Raw genomic sequence first — 17,489 nt, 5'->3', positions numbered from 1 at the left:
CGCCGAACGCGCCCGATCGGCGCGCTACGGACCGGTCACGGCACTACGCCGGGTCGACTCGATCGCCCGGACGTTGCGCGGCCGACCGTTGCCCGCGTCGAACCGGGACTTGTACAACATCCGGACGCGGAACGTGAACGGCTACCGGGTTCGATGGTGTGCCCGCTGTCCGGGGAGGTCAGGCTCACGCTTCCGTCGGTGTGGGAGGCCCGGTCGGCGGGTCGCGGTCGTGCGCGGCATCGGCGCGAAGGTGGCGCGGACGTTGCGTCGGCGAGTCCCAACGCGGTTGCCGGCGTGGGTGGTTCCCCATGTGGTGACGCCGCGTGTGGTTGCCCGATATACCACCACCGGGTCCGGCTGGGACGGGAATCGTGGTATCTGACGCGATCCGTTTCGAATCCTGGTGGGGTACGGGCCATCAGGTCGCGTGCGCCGACGCGACGGGAGGACATCCGGCCCTCCCGGGCCGACCGGCGACCTGCGGAGGCTGGTCTGATGAGAAAGTCGTCCTGGTATCTCGGCGCCGCCGCCACGTTGCTCGTCGCGACGAGCGCGGTGACCCGGTTCGCCGTGTTGCCCGCCGTGCATCAGGTGCCCGACGACGCCGACTTCACGATGCACTTCGCCGGCGGCATGACCCTGCTGGACGCACAGGCGTTGCAGGCGGGCAACCTGCCCGGAGCCATCGTGCGCGACCTGCCGGTCACCGTGGATCGGCATGTGCACGCGGTGCACGCCTCCGGCTCGACCGTCGTGCTGAGCGATCGCACCGTGGTGTCCGGCCCGCAGAAACAGGCGCTCACCACGATCGAGAAGCGGTGGTCGGTGGACCGCAAGTCCCTGCTCGACCGGCCGATTCCCAAGGGCGTCCCGGCCGAACCGCATCGGGGCCTGACCGCGGGCTTCCCGTTGGAGCCCAAGAAGAAGAACTATCCGTACTGGGATTCGCCGACCCAGACCACCATCCCGGCCACCTATGTACGGACCGAGCGGCGCGCCGGTCGGGAGACGTACGTCTTCAGGATCCGTACCAGCGGCCCGCTCGCCGACCCGGAGTCGCTGCGCACACTGCCCCCGGCGATGCCCAGGGCGGCCGTACTGGGCCTGGCCGGCGTCGCGTTCCCGGGCCGGCCGCCGGAACTGGCCGGGCAGGCCGACCCGGTCCCACTGGCCTACACCGCGACCACCGACCTGACCGGCTGGGTCGACAGCGAGACCGGCGTCACCGTGGACCTGGAGTCGACCCAGGGGGTCACCGCGACCGCCGCGTCGGTGTCCGGCGGGCAGACCGAGGTCTTCCCGGTGTTGTCGCTGCACATGACCACGACGCCGGCCTCGCGCGCGGAGTTGGCCGACACCGCGGCCGACGGTGCGCAGGCGCTGTGGCTGCTCGGCGTCGTGGCGCCGTCGGCCGCGCTCCTGCTGGGCCTGGCGCTGCTCGCCCTGGCCGCCTGGCTCGAACGCCGGGCCCGTCGAGGCCGATCCGACGCGACGCTGCCGGGGCCCCGGACCGAGGCCGGGTCGGACGCGACCCCCGACACGAGTCCGCCCCCGGCAGCCGGCTCGGCGGCCGGTACCGGGTCGGCGGCCGGTACCGGGTCGGAGCGAAACACATCGACCGGCAACCAATAGTCCGCCGAGCCGTCGGCCGACCCAGCGGGTCGGGCGCAGTGGCCCCGGCCCGGCCGAGGTCGTGTCCGGGGCCGGGTCGGGGCGGGGCCACATGGTCAAGCGCACGTTCTTCCACACCTTCGCGGGCAAGGAAGACGTGGTCATGGCGCCGACCCAGGACATGTGGACGGCCTTCACCGAAGAGTGGGAGACCCGCCCCGTCACCGGCGGGACGGTGCGGCATTTCCTCCGGGACGCGTTGCTCGCCGCCGTGGACCGGATGACCAACGAGGCATGGTCGCGCCGGGTCCGCCTCGGCCGCCGCCTCGCCGCGACGAACCCGGCCGTGACATCTTCGCGGCCGAACTCCGCACCGCCTTCGCGGCGATCCCGCAGAGCCCGACCATCGAGGCCACCCCGTGCGAGGCCGCATGGACGCCGTATCCATGTGGCGACACCGACCGCCTTCGGGCCCGCACTTAGCACATCTCGTGATGGTTTCATCGGCGCGAGTGCTCTGCCATGATCGCCGGCACCCGATCGAGGGGATGTGGTGGCGTGTCGGCGGAGCCTACGAAACCGACGAAATCGGTTGAATCGCACCGGCGGTTCGATGCGGCCCGGGCGGCGGTGCCGTTTGGGGCCGGGTCCGTCTCGCTGCGGATCTATCCGCACGACGGGCTCGACGCCCCGGGCGTGGTCGCGGAGGCGATCGGCCAGGCCGTACTCGCCGCGGACCACGGGTTCGACGGCGTGATGACCAGCGAGCACCACGGCGGCTTCGCCGGATACCTGCCCAATCCGCTCCAGGTGGCCGGCTGGATGTTGGATCGCATGCCGACCGGGTGGGCCGCCGCGGCGCCCGTGCTGTTGCCGCTGCGACCGGTCGTGCTGCTCGCCGAGGAGGTGGCCTGGCTGGCCGCGCTGCATCCCGGTCGGGTGGGCGTCGGCGTCGCGATCGGCGGCCTGGAGCTCGATTTCCGGCTGCTGGAGCGGGACTTCGCCGCTCGCACCGCCGCCTTTCGGGCCGGGCTGCCCCGGCTGACCGCGCTGCTGCGTGGTGCGGAGCTGGGCGAACTGGCCGGTGACCGCGCCCTGTTCGGGTGTGCCGCCCGGCCGGTGCCGGTGGTCGCCGCGGCGATGAGTCCGGGCGCGGTGCGGCGCGCGGCGCAGGCCGGTGCCGGGATCCTCTTCGACGGCGGCTCCGAGGCCGGCCGGCTGCGCGAACTGACGGACCGGTACCTCGACGCCGGCGGGGTCGGGCCGCGGGTGCTGATCCGTCGGGTGTGGCTCGGCGATCCGCCGCGCGAGGCGTTCGAGCGGCAGTTGCACGTGTATCGCGGGTACTCCCCGGCGGCAGCGCTGCGCCATTGGCGCGGCACCGGCTTCGTCTGCCATTCCGACGCCGGCGCGCTGGCCGACGAACTGGCAGCGCTGCGCGCCGAGATCGGCGCCACCTGCGTCAACCTGCGGATCCACGTGCCCGGTGTATCCGCCGATGCGGCCCGCGAGCAGATCGCCGCGCTGGGCCTGGAGGTGCTCCCGCGGCTGCGGGCCGCCGGCACCGATCCGACACGTGACACCGCCATCGAGACCACCGACACTCCGGTGCGCGACGCGACGCCCGGCAACCCCACGACCGCACAGGGAGCACAGCAGTGATAGCCGAACGCATCAGGTTGGCCGGCCGCACGGTGATCGTCTCCGGGGCCGGTGGCGGCGGGATCGGCACGACCTGCGCCCGAGGGCTGCTGGAAGCCGGCGCCACCGTGCTGGGCGTGGATCGCGACGCCGAGCGACTGGCCGCGATCGAGGCCGAGTTGGCCGACACGGCCGGCCTGGGCGGATCGCCCGGCACGCTGCTGACGGTGTGTGCGGACGTGTCGACGGCCGAAGGCGTCGCGGCCGTGGTGGAGCGGGCCGCCGCCGCGCCGGGCGAGTTGTACGGGCTGGTCAACGTCGTCGGCGGCAGCCTGTTGCCGCACTGGGCGCCCGCGCTCGACTTCGACCGGGCGCAGTGGGACCAGTCCTTCGACCTGAACCTGCATCATGTGATGTGGCTGTCCCAGGCCGTGGCCCGGCACCTGGTCGAGCACGAGGCGCCCGGTTCGATCGTGACCATCAACTCCACCGGCGGCGTGGTCGCGGCGCCCTACCACGTGGGTTACGGCACGGCCAAGGCCGCGGTGCTCGGGTTGACCCGGACGCTGGCCCTGGAATGGGGCCGGTACGGGATCCGGGTCAACGGGGTCGCGGCCGGCTCGATCACCACGCCGCGCGCGACCACCACCGCGGCGGATCCGGCGCTCGCCGGCCGAGGGGTCCCGCTGCGCCGACGCGGGACGCCGGCCGACGTGGCGGCGGCCGTACTGTTCCTGATCTCCGACCTGTCCGCGTACACCACCGGCGCGGTGATCCCGGTGGAAGGCGGCGCGTTGCACCGACTCGGTCTGTTCGACGAGGACAACGTCCCGGTGCATGTGAGCAATCCGCAGATCCTGGCCCGGATCCATGGGGAGGGCACGACGGACTGAGCACCGGCCCCGGCCACCCGAAGCCCGGACGACCGGGTTGGGCCCGCGTTCCGGCAGGTGGGCATTGGACCGATGACCGGTCCGCACCCCACGATGGCGACATGAACGCCGATCTCGCCCGCCCCGCAGCCGACCCCACCTTCGCCGACGTCGTGGCCGCTCGCGAGTTCCTCGCCGAGCACCTGCCGCCGACCCCGATGTGGTCGTATCCCGCCCTGGACGCGGCCACCGGGGCGCAGGTGTACGTCAAGCACGAGAACGTGCAACCGGTCGGCGCCTTCAAGGTCCGGGGCGGGCTGACCCTGCTGGCCGGCCTGAGTCCGGCGGAGCGGGCCCGGGGGCTGGTCACCTACTCGACGGGCAACCACGCGCAGTCGATCGCGTACGCGTGTGCCGCGTTCGACGCGTCGTGCACGGTGGTGATGCCGGCCGGGGCGAATCCGGCCAAGGTGCGGGCGGTGCGCGCGCTCGGCGCCGAGGTGTTGCTGCACGGCGCGGACATGGCCGGCGCCCAGGCGCGGGCCGAGGTGTACGCCCTGACCGAGGGCCGGCTCCTGGTCAGCCCGGGCGACACGGCTGCGCTGGTGGCCGGGGTGGGTACGGCGTACCTGGAGATCCTCACCGCCGAGCCCGACCTGGACGCGGTGCTGGTCCCGGTGGGCAGTGGCACCGGTGCCGCCGGCGCGGTGCTGGTGGCCGCCGAACTCGCGCCGGGCTGCCGGGTGATCGGCGTGCAGTCGAGCGCCGCGCCGGCCGCGCACGACTCGTGGCGGGCCGGCGCGTGCGTCACCCGCGCCAACGTCACCACCGTGGACGGCCTGGCCACCGGCCGGGGGTTCGAGCTCCCGCAGCGGGTGCTGCGGTCCGGGCTCGCCGACTTCCTCCTGGTCTCGGACGCGGACATCGCGCACGCCCAGCGGCTGCTGGCGACGCACGCGCACACCCTGGCCGAGGGCGCGGGCGCCGCGGCGTTGGCGGCCGTACTGGTCCACCCGACCGAGTTCGCCGGTCGGCGGATCGCCGTGGTGTGCTCGGGCGGCAACGCCTCCGCGGCCGAGATCGCGGCGCTGGGTCGCGAGGGCGACTGATTCGTGCCGGCGTCCACCCCGCGTGCCGCGCCGAGGCCCGCCATACTGGGGAGTCATCGGATCTCCGGAGGAGTCAGCGGCGTGGCGGTCACAGACGAGGCCATCGACAAGATCAAGGGCATGATCGTGTCCGGGGAGCTTCAGCCCGGCGAGAAACTGCCCAAGGAGGCCGATCTGGCGGCCCGGCTCGGGCTGTCCCGCAATTCGCTGCGCGAGGCGGTCAAGGCGCTGTCGCTGATCCGGATCCTGGACGTGCGGCAGGGCGACGGTACGTATGTGACCAGCCTGGAGCCGACGTTGTTGCTCGGCGCGATCTCGTTCGTGGTGGATTTCCACCACGACAAGAGCGTGCTCGACTTCCTCCAGGTTCGGCGGATCCTGGAACCGGCGGCCACCGCGCTGGCCGCCGAACTGATCGACGCCGAGGGCGTCGCGACGCTGCGCGCGCTCGCCGATCCGCCGGGTCCCGATGCCGGGCACGACGCGTTGATCGAGCAGGACCTGCGCTTTCATCACCAGATCGCGGTGTTCGGCGGCAACCAGGTGTTGTGCTCGCTGCTGGAGACGTTGTCCGGCCCGACCATGCGCGCCCGGACCTGGCGCGGCCTGACCGAGGACGACTCGTGGCAGCGCACGATCCGCGAACACCACGCGATCGTGGACGCGTTGGAGTGCCGGGACGCGAGCGCGGCGCACGCGTGGTCGACGGTGCACATCAGCGGTGTCGAGCAGTGGCTGCGGCGGATGACCTGAGCGGTGTCGGCGACCGCGGGCAACCGTTGCGGCACACGTCGGTTGCCCATCCCGACCGGACCGGCGAGGATCGGCGGGTATCGACAGCAGCGATATATCGGTCCACAGCGGAGGTTGTCGTGAAGGTTCTCGTGGTCGGTGCCACCGGCGTGCTGGGTACGGCGGTCACCACGCTGTTGCGCGAGCGGCACGACGTGGTCACCGCGTCCCGGAGCACCAAGGCCGATGTCACGGTGGACATCACCGACGCCGAGTCGGTGGCGGCGATGTACGCACAGGTCGGCCGGGTCGACGCGGTCGCCTGTGCGGCCGGGGGTGTGCCGTTCAAGGCGCTCGGCGAGCTGACCCGCGCCGACACCGAGCGCGCGGCGCTGGACAAACTGCTCGGCCAGGTCGAACTGGTAAGGGGCGGGCTCGACTTCGTGGCGGACAACGGCTCGTTCACGCTGATCACCGGCATCCTGTCGGGCGAGGCGATCCCGACCGGATCGATGGCCTCGATGGCCAACGGCGGCATCGACGCGTTCGTGCGCGGCGCCGCGATCGAACTCCCGCGCGGATTGCGGATCAACTCGGTCAGCCCGACGATGTTCACCGAATCGCTGGCGGCGTACGACACGTTCTTCCCGGGCTTCCCGCCGGTCGACGTGGCGACGGCCGCGATGGCCTACCGTCGCTCGATCGAGGGCGGCCAGACCGGGCAGAACTTCCGAGTGGGCTGGTAGCCGCCGGGGCGGCGCCTGCCCGGGGCCACCGAGTCCGGGGCTTCCTCGGCTCGGCACCCGGGTCGGCGCTCGCCGCCGAGCGCGGGCGCGGGTTCGCCACGCGCGGCGGTGGGAACCGTTCAGACCTCGGTCGAGCCGCGCTCGGGGCCCCACACGTCCAGCCCGGCGTACGCGGGCTGCCACTCGTCCCGGTAGGCCAGGCGCAGTGGTTCGGGGAGTCGGCCGATCACGGTCGCGACCGTGTCCGCGCTCGCGCCGTCCAGGAGCCACGGCAGGTATCGGGGACTGTCGTCGCCGATCCGGAGGCCGTGCTCGAAACCGAAGCGCTGGAGCAGTTCCGGCGTGGCGTGCCGGTCGATGATCACCAGTGCCTCGTCCTCTTCGTGCTTGAGGTGCGCGCCCAGCCCACCCACCAGGCGCTCGACGATCGTCGCCAGCCGCTCCGGCCCGCCCTCGCGGTCCGCGAGCGCGGTGTCGACGGCGTCCAGACCGGGATCGACGACGGCGTGCTCGGCCTCCATCGCCTCGATCACGGCGAGTTCGTCCGGAAGGTCTCGCACCGCCGCCCGGATCACCGGCCACAACACGTCGTCCTCGGCGCCGTGGTGGACGTGCAGGTAGCTCTTGAACAGTTCCCAGCCGAGCGCTGCCTGGAGCACTTGGCGCGGGTCGTCGGTCGCCTCGGCGGTGATCTTGGCGATCCGCCCGAGTTCCCGACGGAGCGCGTCGTGGAACGCGTACATCATCGACATGTCGTTCTTGAAGGTCTTGCCGGTCATGGTGTGCTCCGATTTCGCGGTCTGTCGACCTCGACGGTGTCGGCGGCGACTCGTTGTCACCCGACACACCCATGACGGCTCCGGGTCCACGAATGTGACCGGTCCGCGCCCACGACTTTCCCGCCGGCGCGCCTGCGGGTGCCCGCCCCCGCGTGCCGGCGGCGGGCGCATCGGCCCTCGAACCGGTCGTTGTCCGCCCGATCGGACATCATGGGGAGATGAACACGCATCGGCCACGAGGCACCTGCGGCGTGTGCGGTCGCCGCGTCGCGGTGACCGAGACGCACGCCCTCTGGCGGCACGACGATCCCGGCCACGCCCGCACCGACGACGCACCGATCTCCTGCCGGGGCTCGTGGACGCCGGCCGTCGAGGCGACCGGCCGGGCCGACCGGGCCGGCGGCCCCACCCAACTCGACCTGCTCGGCCTCGGCGATCTTCCGGACGCGGGCCACGACGCCGATGCGGTCCCGGCGCCGGCCGGCGGCTCACTCGGTCGCTGAGCCGGGCCGATCGGCGGCCACCGCCCGTGCGGTGGCCAGCAGTTCCACGATCGTGCCGGTGAAGTCCGGGAACAGGCGCAGTGCCACGATCCACGCCTCGGCGTCGCCGCCCAGGTATTCGGCGACCAGAGCGTTCGCCTCGACCCGGGGCACGCCCGAGGCCCACCATTCGGGAGAGGTGCGCGCGTCGACGCCGGCGAGGATCGACCACACCACGCGGGCGGGACGGGCATACCGCAGCAGGTCGGCGCCGGACAGCCGGCCGTCGACCAGCGCCTCGTGCAGCCACGGTTCGTTCCGGGCCTGCTCGGGCAATCCCCTGGCCAGCAGCGCGACCGACAACTCGTATGAGCAGTCCGGGATTTCCGCGAGTCGAAGATGCAGCGCCGCGGGCAACGCGGCGGCCCGATGCGCGCGGAGCAGTTCCGCCCACGGGAGGTCGCCGCCGTCGGCGAGGATGTCGTCGACCCGCTCACGCTGTTCCCGGTCATCGCCGTCGCGCAGGTGCGCCACGACCCGTTCGGGATCCTCCTCGCCGGCCAGCCGCGCGCCGAGCACGGCCAGGCCGTCGGATCGCCCGAAGGCGTCCTCGATCGCCTCGCGCGTGGCGAGGGGGAACTCGGCCTCGGTCAGCAACCGCCGCGCCCGGGTGCGGCCGTGTCGAGTCCACACCCCGACGACCACCCGCAACCGGCCGGCCTCGGTGCGCAGCGGCAGCCGGTTGACGACGACCCGGGCCACCTCCGGATCGCCCGAGGTCATTCCCGCGGTCAGCCAGTCGGCGCAGCGGCCCAGCTCGGCGTCCCACAGCAGGGTCGTGAGCGGGCCGGGCACCGGGCCTCGGGTGCCGTCGCGGCGAACGCCCGCCAGCAGCCGGGCCCGTTCGTTGTCGGGCAGCAGCGAGCCGGCGAACAACCGCGCGTCCACGTGCGGATCGTCCAGGTCGAGGAGCGTGTCCACCTCGGCGGCGGTCAGGTCGCCTCGGGCGGCCCGCTCGACCGGGCCCCCGGGGGTGGCCCGGTCGAGCCCGGGACCGGGATCGGGCTCCCCGACGGCGGGCAGCGGAAGCGGCGGCGCGGTGCGCGGCATCGGCTGGTCGGCGCGGGTGCGCCGCGGCTCGCGCTGCCCGCCATCCTCGCGCGGCTCGCGTTCCTCGCCTTCCTCGCGTTCCTCGATCGCGGCGATCAGTTCGGCGTGGCCCGAGCTTCGCACCGCGTCGGTCAGGGCCGTCGGCACGGTGGACATCAGCCGCAACACCGGCGCGAGTTCGCTGCCGAGCCGCCGCACCAGGGTGGGTACCACGGCGGGATCGGCCAGGGTGAAGACGGCCCTGGCCACGGACGGATGGATGGTGTTCACGGGATCCCTCCGGTGCGATGGCACGACGGGTGCGACGGGTGCGACGGGTGCGACGGGTGCGGTGGGTGCGGTGGGTGCGGTGGTCGGTCGCGTCGACCGGCCCGGCCCCGATCAGACCGCTTCGCGCAATGCTCCCAGCGCGTCCCGAATCACCTCGGGGTTGCGCGTGTAGTAGCCCAGTTCGCCCGATGTGTAAGGCAGTTCGGCGACATACGCGTCGGCCGCTTGATCGAGGGTGCACCGGTCCGGGCCGACCACCTCGCGGATGATCACGATGCTCTCGGCCAGACCCAGCCCGCGGCCCTTGAGCCACTCCACCAGTGCCGGCATGCCGGCGCGGGCCGCCGCCCGACGTGCGTCGGGGAGCAGTTGCCCGAGCCAACGCAGGCGCCAGGCGTAGCCGTCGACGGCGGGCCCGGCGCTCTCCTCGGCGAAGACCGGTTCCAGTGCGGTGAGCAGCCGGCCCATGAACTCCTCGGCGGTGCCGCCGATGTCGGGGTATTCCTTGACGAACTCGTCCCAGTCGGCGTCCTGGTCGACGAACGTCGCGGCCGAGACGCGCCGTCCGGCCCAGTGCGGCTCGCCGGCGACCAGGGTGCGGTGCAGCAGTTCGGCCCGCAGCGGCGTCGACTCGGCCAACAACACCGCGTCGTAGAGGTCCTTGCCCTGCGGATAGGAGTCCGAGAGCAGCCACAGCAGTTTCCAGGCCAGCGACTGCTCGGCGGTCGCGGCCAGGATCCGGTGCGTCCCGGAGCCGTCGCGGCACGGCACGTCGGTGTATTCGGCCGCCGTGGGCAGCGACTCGTTGAAGACGAAGTCGAGTTGCACGATGCCCGACGGCAACCCGGCCGCCCGCCAGGGCAGGACCAGGCGCCGCCCGGGCACCCGGTCGTAGGTCCAGATCTCGTCGTCGACCGCGCCGGCCGCGTCGATCCGCACGTCGCCGGCCGCGGCCGAGCGGGCGTCCGCGCCGCGGGCGATGTCGGCGAACATGCGTTCGGTGCGCGGTTCGACCAGTTCCCACGTGGCGGGCACCACGACGAAGTCGAGGTCGCCGGGCTCGCGGGCGGCCGGGCCGTACCAGGCCCGGAGCAGCATGCTGCCGCGCAGCACCAGGTGGCCTGCCCACGGCGATTCGGCCACCGCCGCCAGCACGTGGTCGACCGCTCGGCGGCGGGCATCGTGCCAGCGCTCGGCGGTACCCGGCGCGGCGAACCGTGGTTCACCGGCCCGCATCGCGCTGCCGTACTGCTTGAGCGCGGGGTCGAAGATCGGCCGCCGGCGCACCCCGGGGTCGGCCACCGACACCAGCGTGCGCGGCAACTCGCGTTGTTGCCGTGTCTGTTCGTCCAACGGCCCGGCCGGCAGGTCGTCGTCCTCCCACGGCCCCCAGCCGATGGTCCGCCAGGTCTTGCGCTCGCCGCTGTCGGTCATCGCCGCTTCCGTTCGTCGTAGCCGTCTCGGGCCGGCGCCGGGCCGCCCGCCGGATGCTGCGAAGTGCCGCCGCGTCAGGCCGGATCGGGCCGCTCGGCGGCGGTCAGGTCCTTCACGTACCAGATCTCGGCGTACTTGCCGTCGTTGTACGCGGGCACCTCGCGATAGCCCGTCCTGGTGTACAGCGTGCGGGCCTCGATCAGGTCGAGGCGGGTGTCGAGCACGATCCGACGCACGCCCAGGGCACGGGCGGCATCCTCGACGGCGGCCAGCAGGCGTCGGCCACCGCCGGTGCCGCGCAGGTCCGGTCGCACGAACACGCGGGTCAGTTCCGCCGTGTGCTCGTCCCGCAGCAGCAGCCCCGCGCACGCGGCCGGCTCGGCGCCGTACCTGCCGATCAGGAAGAGCCCCCGCGGCGGCGCGAGATGGTCGCTCGGCGCGTCGGCGAGACCCTCCTCGATCTCGGTCGGGGTCGAGTCCCGGCCCTCGTGCAGCCGGTAGTAGCGGTCGCTCACCTCGATGAAGTACATGCGCAGCAGCGCGAGCGCCTCGGGCGAGTGCACCGCGCTCGGGGAGATCGTCCAGGTCTGCGTACCGGTCGTGGCGGGCGGTACGGGCGTGGGCGTGGGCATGGGAAAAGTGTTCCGCACCCGTCAAACCGTTTGCCGACCGGGTGCCGCGGCCGGCCCCGGGCGGTCCCCGCGCGCCCATCCGGCGGCGCGGGCCGCGCGGGCCGCGCGGGCCGCGCCGCCGGACCGTCACCAGCTCTCGGGCAGCGGCTTGCCCTCCGCGTACCCCGCCGGGCTCTGGATGCCCAGCACGGCGCGTTCGTGGAACTCGGCCAGCGTGCGGGCGCCGGTGTAGGTGCAGGCGCTGCGCACGCCGGCGCCGATCGAGTCGAGCAGGTCCTCGACGCCGGGCCGGTTCGGGTCCAGGTACATCCGCGAGGACGAGATGCCCTCCTCGAACAAGGACTTCCGGGCCCGGTCGAAGGCGGACTCGGTGGCGGTGCGCAGCCGGACCGCGCGCGCCGACGCCATGCCGAAGCTCTCCTTGTACAGCCGGCCCTCGCCGTCGCGGTAGGCGTCGCCGGGCGACTCGTAGGTGGCCGCGAACCACGAACCGACCATCACGTTCGACGCGCCGGCCGCCAGGGCGAGTGCCACGTCGCGTGGGTGCCGCACCCCGCCGTCGGCCCACACGTGTCGACCCAGCCGGGCGGCCTCGGCCGCGCACTCGGCGACCGCGGAGAACTGCGGGCGCCCGACGCCGGTCATCATCCGGGTGGTGCACATCGCGCCGGGGCCGACGCCGACCTTGACGATGTCCGCGCCCGCCTCGATCAGGTCGCGCACGCCCTGCACGGTGACCACGTTGCCCGCCACCACCGGTACGGGCGGGTCGAGCGCCCGGACCGCGCGCAGCGCCTTGATCATCTGCTCCTGGTGGCCGTGCGCGGTGTCCAGGACGAGGGTGTCCACGCCCGCCTCGATCAGGCCCTCGGCCTTGTGCGCGACGTCGTTGGTGATGCCGATCGCGGCGGCCACGCGCAGGTGTCCGGCCGCGTCCAGGGCCGGCCGGTACAGGGTCGAGCGCAGCGCGCCGGTGCGGGTCAGCACGGCGACCAGGCGACCGTCGGGGTCCACGATCGGCGCGAGCTTGTGCCGGCCCTCGTAGAGCCGATCGAACGCCTCGCGCGGGTCGACCCCGTCCGGCAGGGTGAGCAGTTCGGTGGACATCACCCGCTCCAGTTGGGCGAAGCGGTCCACGCCCAGGCAGTCGGCCTCGGCCACGATGCCGACCGGGCGCCCGCCCTCGGTCACCACCACCGCGCCGTGGGCCCGTTTGGGCAGCAGGTTCAGCGCCTCGCCGACGGTGTCGGTGGGGGCCATCGTGATCGGGGTGTCGTAGACGAGGTGGCGCTGTTTGACCCAGGAGGTCACCTCGGCGACCACGTCGACCGGGATGTCCTGGGGGATCACCGCGAGGCCGCCGCGGCGGGCGATGGTCTCCGCCATCCGGCGCCCGGCCACGGCGGTCATGTTGGCCACCACCACCGGGATGGTGGTGCCGGTGCCGTCGGAGGTGGTCAGGTCCACGTCGAGGCGCGAGCCCACGCCGGAACGCGACGGTACGAGGAAGACGTCACTGTAGGTGAGGTCGTGTGGCGGTACCTGGTCGTGGAGGAATCTCATGTCGCGGTACGTACCCAGCCGGCCCGGCAATCGATCTTCCGGACCGGCGGGGCGAGTTGGCCCGAAGTCCGGCGCGGCCGACCTTCGCGGGCGGCGGATCCGGCCGGAAGGCGGGCGGCGCGCCGGGCCCGGCGGTGGTCGCGACCATCGCGTACAGCGGCTCGGCCACGACATGGCCGCGGCCGGTGGTGACGGGCGGCGCATCCGCGAGGCGCAACCGGCGGTCAACCACGACGCGTTCCTGTCCGCCGCGTGCCTGGGCCCGGTCGCGCCGGTGTTCGCGGTGTTGTCGATGCCCAGGGGCAAGGGTTCGACGAGCTCCGCCGAGGCGGTGGCCGGCCGCCGACGCGGGGCAGGTTGCGCGCCGGTCCCGCGCGGGGCTCGCACATGTGCCCGGACGCCGAGCGGTGGCCACGGCACTAGCATCGGGCCATGACCATTCGTAGCGCGACAGCTCTGTGGCAGGGCACCATCCTCGACGGCGCGGGCACCATCCGCACCGGCAAGGGCGGTCTGGAGGGGGCCTATTCGTTCAAGTCCCGATTCGAGGAGGGCGAGGGCACCAATCCCGAGGAACTGATCGGCGCCGCGCTCGCGGGCTGCTTCTCGATGGCCCTGGCCAAGGGCCTGGGCGACGCGGGCTTCCCGGCAAGCTCGGTGGACACCACGGCCAAGGTGCACCTGGTCCGGGTCGAGGGCGCCCCGACGGTGACCCGGATCGACCTGGAGACCGCCGTCGTGGCCGCCGGGATCGACGAGTCGGAGTTCCTCGAGATCGCGGACGTCACCAAGCAGAACTGCCCGATCTCCCGGCTGCTTTCGCCGGGCGCCGAGATCACCCTGACGGCTTCGCTGGGCTGAAGCCGGCCGGTCACGGTACGGACGCCGAGGGCGTCGGTGGCCGTGCGGTCTCCCTACCGACCGCACGCGTGAACCGACCCCTCGACGTCACCGGCCGGTCGCCCGGCGCCTACGCCCGCGTTTCCGCCGCCGCTGTCTCCGGCTCCACCGGCAAGGGTTTGCGGGCCAGCAGGTAGGCGTGCTGTGTGGGCCGTACACCTTCGCCGGGGTCGGGTTCGCGAATCGTCCGCACGTGCATGGTCAGGCCCGCGTCGATCACCAGGTCAGCGATCCGCTCCGGTCGGCGGCGGTGGAAGTCGAGGTCCACCGATCGGCCGAACGCCTCGGTCAGCCGCAGCGGTTCGTCGCCGACCTGGAAGGCCAGCAGGAGGCGCCCGCCCGGCGCCAGCACCCGGTGGAACTCGGCGAACACACCCGGGAGTCGCTCGACCGGGACATGGATGATCGAGTACCACGCCAGCAGACCGCCGAGGGAGTCGTCCGGCAGGTCCAGGTCCGTCATCGAACCGACCTCGAACCGCAGGTCCGGGTGCTCGCGGCGGGCCACCTCGATCATCCCCGGCGACAGGTCGATCCCGAACACGTCCAGCCCGAGGTCACGCAGATGCGCGCTGATCCGACCGGTCCCGCACCCGACGTCGGCCACGGACCGGGGTCCGGTGTCGGCCGAGCGCACGAATTCGGCGAAGGCGGCGAGTTGGGCCCGGTCGATCGGCTTGTTCGGGAGGTCGGACCGAACGTATTCGGGGTACTCGGTGGCGAAGGCGTCGTAGGACGTCCGGGTGGCGCGGAGGAAATCGGCTTCGATCACGACCGGGCACCCTACCCCCGACCACCGACGACACCCGGCCGCACGGGCCCCGGCGGCCGATCGGGGCGCCGCCGTCACTTGCACAGTCGGGTCGGTTTGAGTTCACTGTTCGCGTGGGGAACAGGGGCGCTGTGGGCGCGACTTCGCTGGAAGGCTTCTGGCCGACCCGGCGCGTCCGGCTGTTCGACGAGGCGTGTCGGTAGGTCACGCCGCGTGTCGTCGCCGTGTGCGTGGCCGTCCCGCGTCCGAACCCGCCCGGTTCACGCGGCAATCCCGATCCCGGGTGGGTCCTCGCCACACCAGCCGAAGGACTTCGCATGTCCGTCACCGATGAACTGTTGGCCAACAACGCCGCCTACGTCGCGGCCTTCACCGGTCCCCTGCCCCTCCCGCCCGCCAAACACGTAGCCGTCGTCGCGTGCATGGACGCCCGCCTGAACGTATACGCGATCCTCGGCCTGAACGAGGGCGACGCACACGTCATCCGCAACGCCGGTGGCGTGATCACCCAGGACGAACTGCGTTCCCTGGCGATCAGCCAACGCCTGCTCGGCACCCAGGAGATCATCCTCGTCCACCACACCGACTGCGGCATGCTGACGTTCGACGACGACGGATTCAAGGGCGCCATCCTGGCCGAGACGGGCATCAAACCCACCTGGGCCAGCGAGGCGTTCACCGACCTCGACACCGACGTACGCCAGTCGATCGAGCGGATCAAGGCCGATCCGTTCGTCGTGTACAAGGACCGGATCCGCGGCTTCGTCTTCGACGTGGCCACCGGCAAGCTGAACGAGGTCGTCTAGCCGAGACCGCCACGCCCACCCCGGGTACCCCGCCCCGCGCCGGAGCGTGGTGGCCCGGGGCGGGTGTCGGTCGTCGGGGATAGCCTGGCGCAATGGGTAAGACGTTGATGTACCTGGAGATGACCTCGCTCGACGACCTCCGGCCGTCCCGCCCCGTGCCGTCGCTCGCACTACGCCGCGTCGACCCGGCCACACCCCTCGTGCAGGACCTCCAGGCGCGGATCGGCGCGCCGTACGGCTGGCGCAGCGTGACCCGAACCGAGCAGGACTGGGCCGAACTTCACGCCGCGCACCCACTGCGGCAACCCTGGCTGATCACGCACACGGGCGAAACCGCGGGCATCGGCAACCTGGAGCCACAACCCGCCGGCAACGTGGAGGTGGTCACGTTCGGCCTGCTTCCCGAATACGTCGGCAAGGGTCTCGGCGGCTGCGCGCTGACCCTGCTGCTCCGCCAGGCCTGGCACACCGCCCCCGTCGTTGGCACCGAGCCGGTCCGTCGGGTCTGGCTGCACACGTCCTCCGAGGACCACCCCAACGCCCTCGTCAACTACCGCGCCCGGGGCCTGCGTCTCTATGGCATGGAGGCGCACGCCTAGGCCCTTGGACCTTCGGACCCTGTGCCGGTTCGCCGGGTCGGATTCCCTGCCGGTCAGCAGGCGAACGGGTCGGTCGGATCCACCGTGTCGCTGGGGTGGACGAAGGTGCCGGGGCCGGTGGTGGGAGCAGCCGACGCCGGCGTCGGGTCCGCCGCGTCCTGCTCGCGCTGGGCCCGCAGCTTCGCCGAAACCACGTCGGTCCGGGCCCGCAGGGCGCGGATCCGCTCGGCCGCCGCCGCATCGCCGGCGCCGCCCTCGGGCACGGCCGCGACCACCTCGACGCCGTGGGCTCGCGCGGTGGCCACCAGGCTGTCCGCGACGGCGGTCTGCCGAGCCAGCAGGGCGGTCGCGAACAGGCTTGCGCGCAGCGTCTTCTCCCGGCCGAGCAGCCCGCGGTAGGTGATCTCGCAGGCCACCTCCGCGCTGTCCAGGCGACGATCGTCGGCCTGCTCCAGCGACGCGAGAACCACCGTGAGCAGGCCCTCCACCACCTTGGTCACCGCCCACTTGCGGCCGGGCAGCGGCGGCAACACGTCACGGATCCGGTCCACCTCGGTATCGAGCGCGGCCGTGGTCATCGAGGCGAACGCGTCGTGCAGGGTGAGCCGGAGCACCTTCTCCCACGGGATGTCCTCCCCGTCGAAGCCGACCGTCTCCGGGCCGAACCGCACCGCGCCCAGGCCGTCGAGCAGCTTCAAGGGTCGGGCGGTGACGGCCGGCACCTTGGGATGCCGACATACCAGCGCACCCAACGAGAACTCCCAGGCGGCGGTGGCGGGTGCGGCCGGCGCCGGCAGCGCGTCCAGCGTCCCGTGTACCCAGTCCCCCGACGCGACCCGGGCCCGACCGGCCCCGATGCGACCGCCCACCGCCGCGCGCCCCGAAGCCGCCGCGGCCCCCATCGCCCCGCCGATGCCCCGCAGTTGATCCCGTATCGCCACGTCCCCAAGCCCCTCGCCGCACACCGTGTCGCGCCACCCCGTCATGATCACTCTAGAGCCGGTGCCGGCCGCCGACACGAGGCGATCACGCCCGATCCACCGGGCCGGCACGCCGACGGCCCGCCGTCGCCCTGCGGCGAAGCGTGATGGTGGGCGAAGCCGATCTGCCGTAGTGGCCCGAGGTGGTGCGCGACGGCATCGACCTGAACATCCGTGAGAGCATCGTGTCCGTCCCGGTGGGCCCCGGTGGAACGGGAGGGAGTACTGCGGAAAAGGCCCTCTGACCTGGTACTTGCATGGCGAGCTGCATGGCAGACTGCATGGGGAGTTGCACGGGGAGTTGCACGGTGAACTGCATGGAAAGCTGCATGCGCATACGCATCGCCGACTGCATGGCAATCCGTGCGGAATCCGCACCGGAACCCGCACCCGATCCCGCACGGGCAGCACGGCCGCCCACGCGGAAATCGACACGAACGGCCACACTCCC

General features: G+C 72.7%; 18 protein-coding genes. 11 read left to right on the top strand and 7 right to left on the bottom strand.

Going from position 1 to position 17,489, the window contains the following annotated elements:
- Positions 1 to 495 precede the first annotated feature (495 nt).
- From ABZ374_RS15205 to ABZ374_RS15175, 7 genes are all read left to right on the top strand, one after another.
- The gene (locus ABZ374_RS15205; protein ID WP_360310931.1) at positions 496 to 1,632 is read left to right on the top strand and encodes a porin PorA family protein; all 1,137 of its coding nucleotides are present in this window, start codon (positions 496 to 498) and stop codon (positions 1,630 to 1,632) included.
- A 91-nt stretch (positions 1,633 to 1,723) separates the two neighbouring features.
- A complete protein-coding gene (locus tag ABZ374_RS15200) occupies positions 1,724 to 2,137 on the top strand; it encodes a hypothetical protein (protein ID WP_360310929.1) in 414 nt (137 codons plus the stop codon).
- Positions 2,138 to 2,241: 104 nt separating this feature from the next.
- Positions 2,242 to 3,273 carry an LLM class flavin-dependent oxidoreductase gene (locus ABZ374_RS15195; protein WP_360310927.1) on the top strand — a complete coding sequence of 344 codons (1,032 nt, stop codon included), beginning with the start codon at positions 2,242 to 2,244 and terminating at the stop codon, positions 3,271 to 3,273.
- A complete protein-coding gene (locus ABZ374_RS15190) occupies positions 3,270 to 4,145 on the top strand; it encodes an SDR family oxidoreductase (protein WP_360310925.1) in 876 nt (291 codons plus the stop codon). The genes ABZ374_RS15195 and ABZ374_RS15190 overlap by 4 nt, the downstream gene beginning before the upstream one ends.
- Positions 4,146 to 4,246: 101 nt before the next feature.
- Complete coding sequence (locus tag ABZ374_RS15185; RefSeq protein WP_360310923.1) at positions 4,247 to 5,233, top strand: pyridoxal-phosphate dependent enzyme; 987 nt, start codon at positions 4,247 to 4,249, stop codon at positions 5,231 to 5,233.
- 81 nt (positions 5,234 to 5,314) lie between these two features.
- The gene (locus ABZ374_RS15180; RefSeq protein WP_360310921.1) at positions 5,315 to 5,986 is read left to right on the top strand and encodes a FadR/GntR family transcriptional regulator; all 672 of its coding nucleotides are present in this window, start codon (positions 5,315 to 5,317) and stop codon (positions 5,984 to 5,986) included.
- A 119-nt stretch (positions 5,987 to 6,105) separates the two neighbouring features.
- Entirely contained in the window at positions 6,106 to 6,711 is a 606-nt protein-coding gene (locus tag ABZ374_RS15175; RefSeq protein WP_360310919.1) for a short chain dehydrogenase, read from the top strand.
- A 119-nt stretch (positions 6,712 to 6,830) separates the two neighbouring features.
- Here ABZ374_RS15175 and ABZ374_RS15170 read toward each other — a convergent pair whose 3' ends face one another.
- Entirely contained in the window at positions 6,831 to 7,490 is a 660-nt protein-coding gene (locus ABZ374_RS15170) for a hemerythrin domain-containing protein (protein WP_360310917.1), read from the bottom strand.
- Positions 7,491 to 7,708: 218 nt separating this feature from the next.
- On the opposite strand from ABZ374_RS15170, the gene ABZ374_RS15165 reads away from it, so the two are divergent.
- Positions 7,709 to 7,993, top strand: coding sequence for a hypothetical protein (locus ABZ374_RS15165; RefSeq protein ID WP_360310915.1), 285 nt, complete (start codon positions 7,709 to 7,711; stop codon positions 7,991 to 7,993).
- Here ABZ374_RS15165 and ABZ374_RS15160 read toward each other — a convergent pair.
- The 4 genes from ABZ374_RS15160 to ABZ374_RS15145 all read right to left on the bottom strand — a co-directional run bounded on the left by ABZ374_RS15160 (position 7,979) and on the right by ABZ374_RS15145 (position 12,981).
- Positions 7,979 to 9,352, bottom strand: coding sequence for a hypothetical protein (locus ABZ374_RS15160; protein ID WP_360310913.1), 1,374 nt, complete (start codon positions 9,350 to 9,352; stop codon positions 7,979 to 7,981). The genes ABZ374_RS15165 and ABZ374_RS15160 overlap by 15 nt on opposite strands.
- Positions 9,353 to 9,463: 111 nt before the next feature.
- Entirely contained in the window at positions 9,464 to 10,786 is a 1,323-nt protein-coding gene (locus ABZ374_RS15155) for a nucleotidyl transferase AbiEii/AbiGii toxin family protein (RefSeq protein WP_360310911.1), read from the bottom strand.
- A 74-nt stretch (positions 10,787 to 10,860) separates the two neighbouring features.
- Positions 10,861 to 11,418 carry a GNAT family N-acetyltransferase gene (locus ABZ374_RS15150; RefSeq protein ID WP_360310910.1) on the bottom strand — a complete coding sequence of 186 codons (558 nt, stop codon included), beginning with the start codon at positions 11,416 to 11,418 and terminating at the stop codon, positions 10,861 to 10,863.
- 126 nt (positions 11,419 to 11,544) lie between these two features.
- Positions 11,545 to 12,981 (bottom strand): GuaB1 family IMP dehydrogenase-related protein, encoded by a 1,437-nt coding sequence (locus ABZ374_RS15145; protein WP_360310908.1) that lies wholly within the window; start codon positions 12,979 to 12,981, stop codon positions 11,545 to 11,547.
- Positions 12,982 to 13,413: 432 nt separating this feature from the next.
- Here ABZ374_RS15145 and ABZ374_RS15140 point away from each other — a divergent pair, with 432 nt between their 5' ends.
- Entirely contained in the window at positions 13,414 to 13,842 is a 429-nt protein-coding gene (locus ABZ374_RS15140) for an OsmC family peroxiredoxin (RefSeq protein ID WP_360310906.1), read from the top strand.
- Positions 13,843 to 13,951: 109 nt separating this feature from the next.
- Here the strand turns inward: ABZ374_RS15140 and ABZ374_RS15135 are convergent, their stop codons facing one another.
- Positions 13,952 to 14,653 carry a class I SAM-dependent methyltransferase gene (locus ABZ374_RS15135; RefSeq protein WP_360310904.1) on the bottom strand — a complete coding sequence of 234 codons (702 nt, stop codon included), beginning with the start codon at positions 14,651 to 14,653 and terminating at the stop codon, positions 13,952 to 13,954.
- A 317-nt stretch (positions 14,654 to 14,970) separates the two neighbouring features.
- Between ABZ374_RS15135 and ABZ374_RS15130 the strand changes: the two genes are divergently transcribed.
- Both ABZ374_RS15130 and ABZ374_RS15125 read left to right on the top strand, forming a co-directional pair.
- The gene (locus ABZ374_RS15130; RefSeq protein ID WP_360310902.1) at positions 14,971 to 15,459 is read left to right on the top strand and encodes a carbonic anhydrase; all 489 of its coding nucleotides are present in this window, start codon (positions 14,971 to 14,973) and stop codon (positions 15,457 to 15,459) included.
- A gap of 92 nt (positions 15,460 to 15,551) precedes the next feature.
- Positions 15,552 to 16,058 carry a GNAT family N-acetyltransferase gene (locus ABZ374_RS15125; protein ID WP_360310900.1) on the top strand — a complete coding sequence of 169 codons (507 nt, stop codon included), beginning with the start codon at positions 15,552 to 15,554 and terminating at the stop codon, positions 16,056 to 16,058.
- A 53-nt stretch (positions 16,059 to 16,111) separates the two neighbouring features.
- Here ABZ374_RS15125 and ABZ374_RS15120 read toward each other — a convergent pair whose 3' ends face one another.
- Positions 16,112 to 16,999: a hypothetical protein gene (locus ABZ374_RS15120; RefSeq protein ID WP_360310898.1), complete on the bottom strand. Its 888-nt coding sequence runs from the start codon at positions 16,997 to 16,999 to the stop codon at positions 16,112 to 16,114.
- Positions 17,000 to 17,489: the final 490 nt, after the last annotated feature.

It is taken from the genome of Embleya sp. NPDC005971, from assembly GCF_040629175.1.
Classification (GTDB): domain Bacteria; phylum Actinomycetota; class Actinomycetes; order Streptomycetales; family Streptomycetaceae; genus Embleya.
Note: the sequence above shows the minus strand (reverse complement) of the source record. Positions and strands in the feature narration are given on the sequence as shown.

Bases quoted from the DNA above. Each gene is read 5' to 3' on its own strand.
- ABZ374_RS15145 (WP_360310908.1), bottom strand. From the start codon at position 12,981: ATGAGATTCCTCCACGACCAGGTACCGCCACACGACCTCACCTACAGT.
- ABZ374_RS15170 (WP_360310917.1), bottom strand. From the start codon at position 7,490: ATGACCGGCAAGACCTTCAAGAACGACATGTCGATGATGTACGCGTTC.
- ABZ374_RS15150 (WP_360310910.1), bottom strand. From the start codon at position 11,418: ATGCCCACGCCCACGCCCGTACCGCCCGCCACGACCGGTACGCAGACC.
- ABZ374_RS15130 (WP_360310902.1), top strand. From the start codon at position 14,971: ATGTCCGTCACCGATGAACTGTTGGCCAACAACGCCGCCTACGTCGCG.
- ABZ374_RS15125 (WP_360310900.1), top strand. From the start codon at position 15,552: ATGGGTAAGACGTTGATGTACCTGGAGATGACCTCGCTCGACGACCTC.
- ABZ374_RS15155 (WP_360310911.1), bottom strand. From the start codon at position 10,786: ATGACCGACAGCGGCGAGCGCAAGACCTGGCGGACCATCGGCTGGGGG.
- ABZ374_RS15185 (WP_360310923.1), top strand. From the start codon at position 4,247: ATGAACGCCGATCTCGCCCGCCCCGCAGCCGACCCCACCTTCGCCGAC.
- ABZ374_RS15200 (WP_360310929.1), top strand. From the start codon at position 1,724: ATGGTCAAGCGCACGTTCTTCCACACCTTCGCGGGCAAGGAAGACGTG.
- ABZ374_RS15140 (WP_360310906.1), top strand. From the start codon at position 13,414: ATGACCATTCGTAGCGCGACAGCTCTGTGGCAGGGCACCATCCTCGAC.
- ABZ374_RS15165 (WP_360310915.1), top strand. From the start codon at position 7,709: ATGAACACGCATCGGCCACGAGGCACCTGCGGCGTGTGCGGTCGCCGC.
- ABZ374_RS15205 (WP_360310931.1), top strand. From the start codon at position 496: ATGAGAAAGTCGTCCTGGTATCTCGGCGCCGCCGCCACGTTGCTCGTC.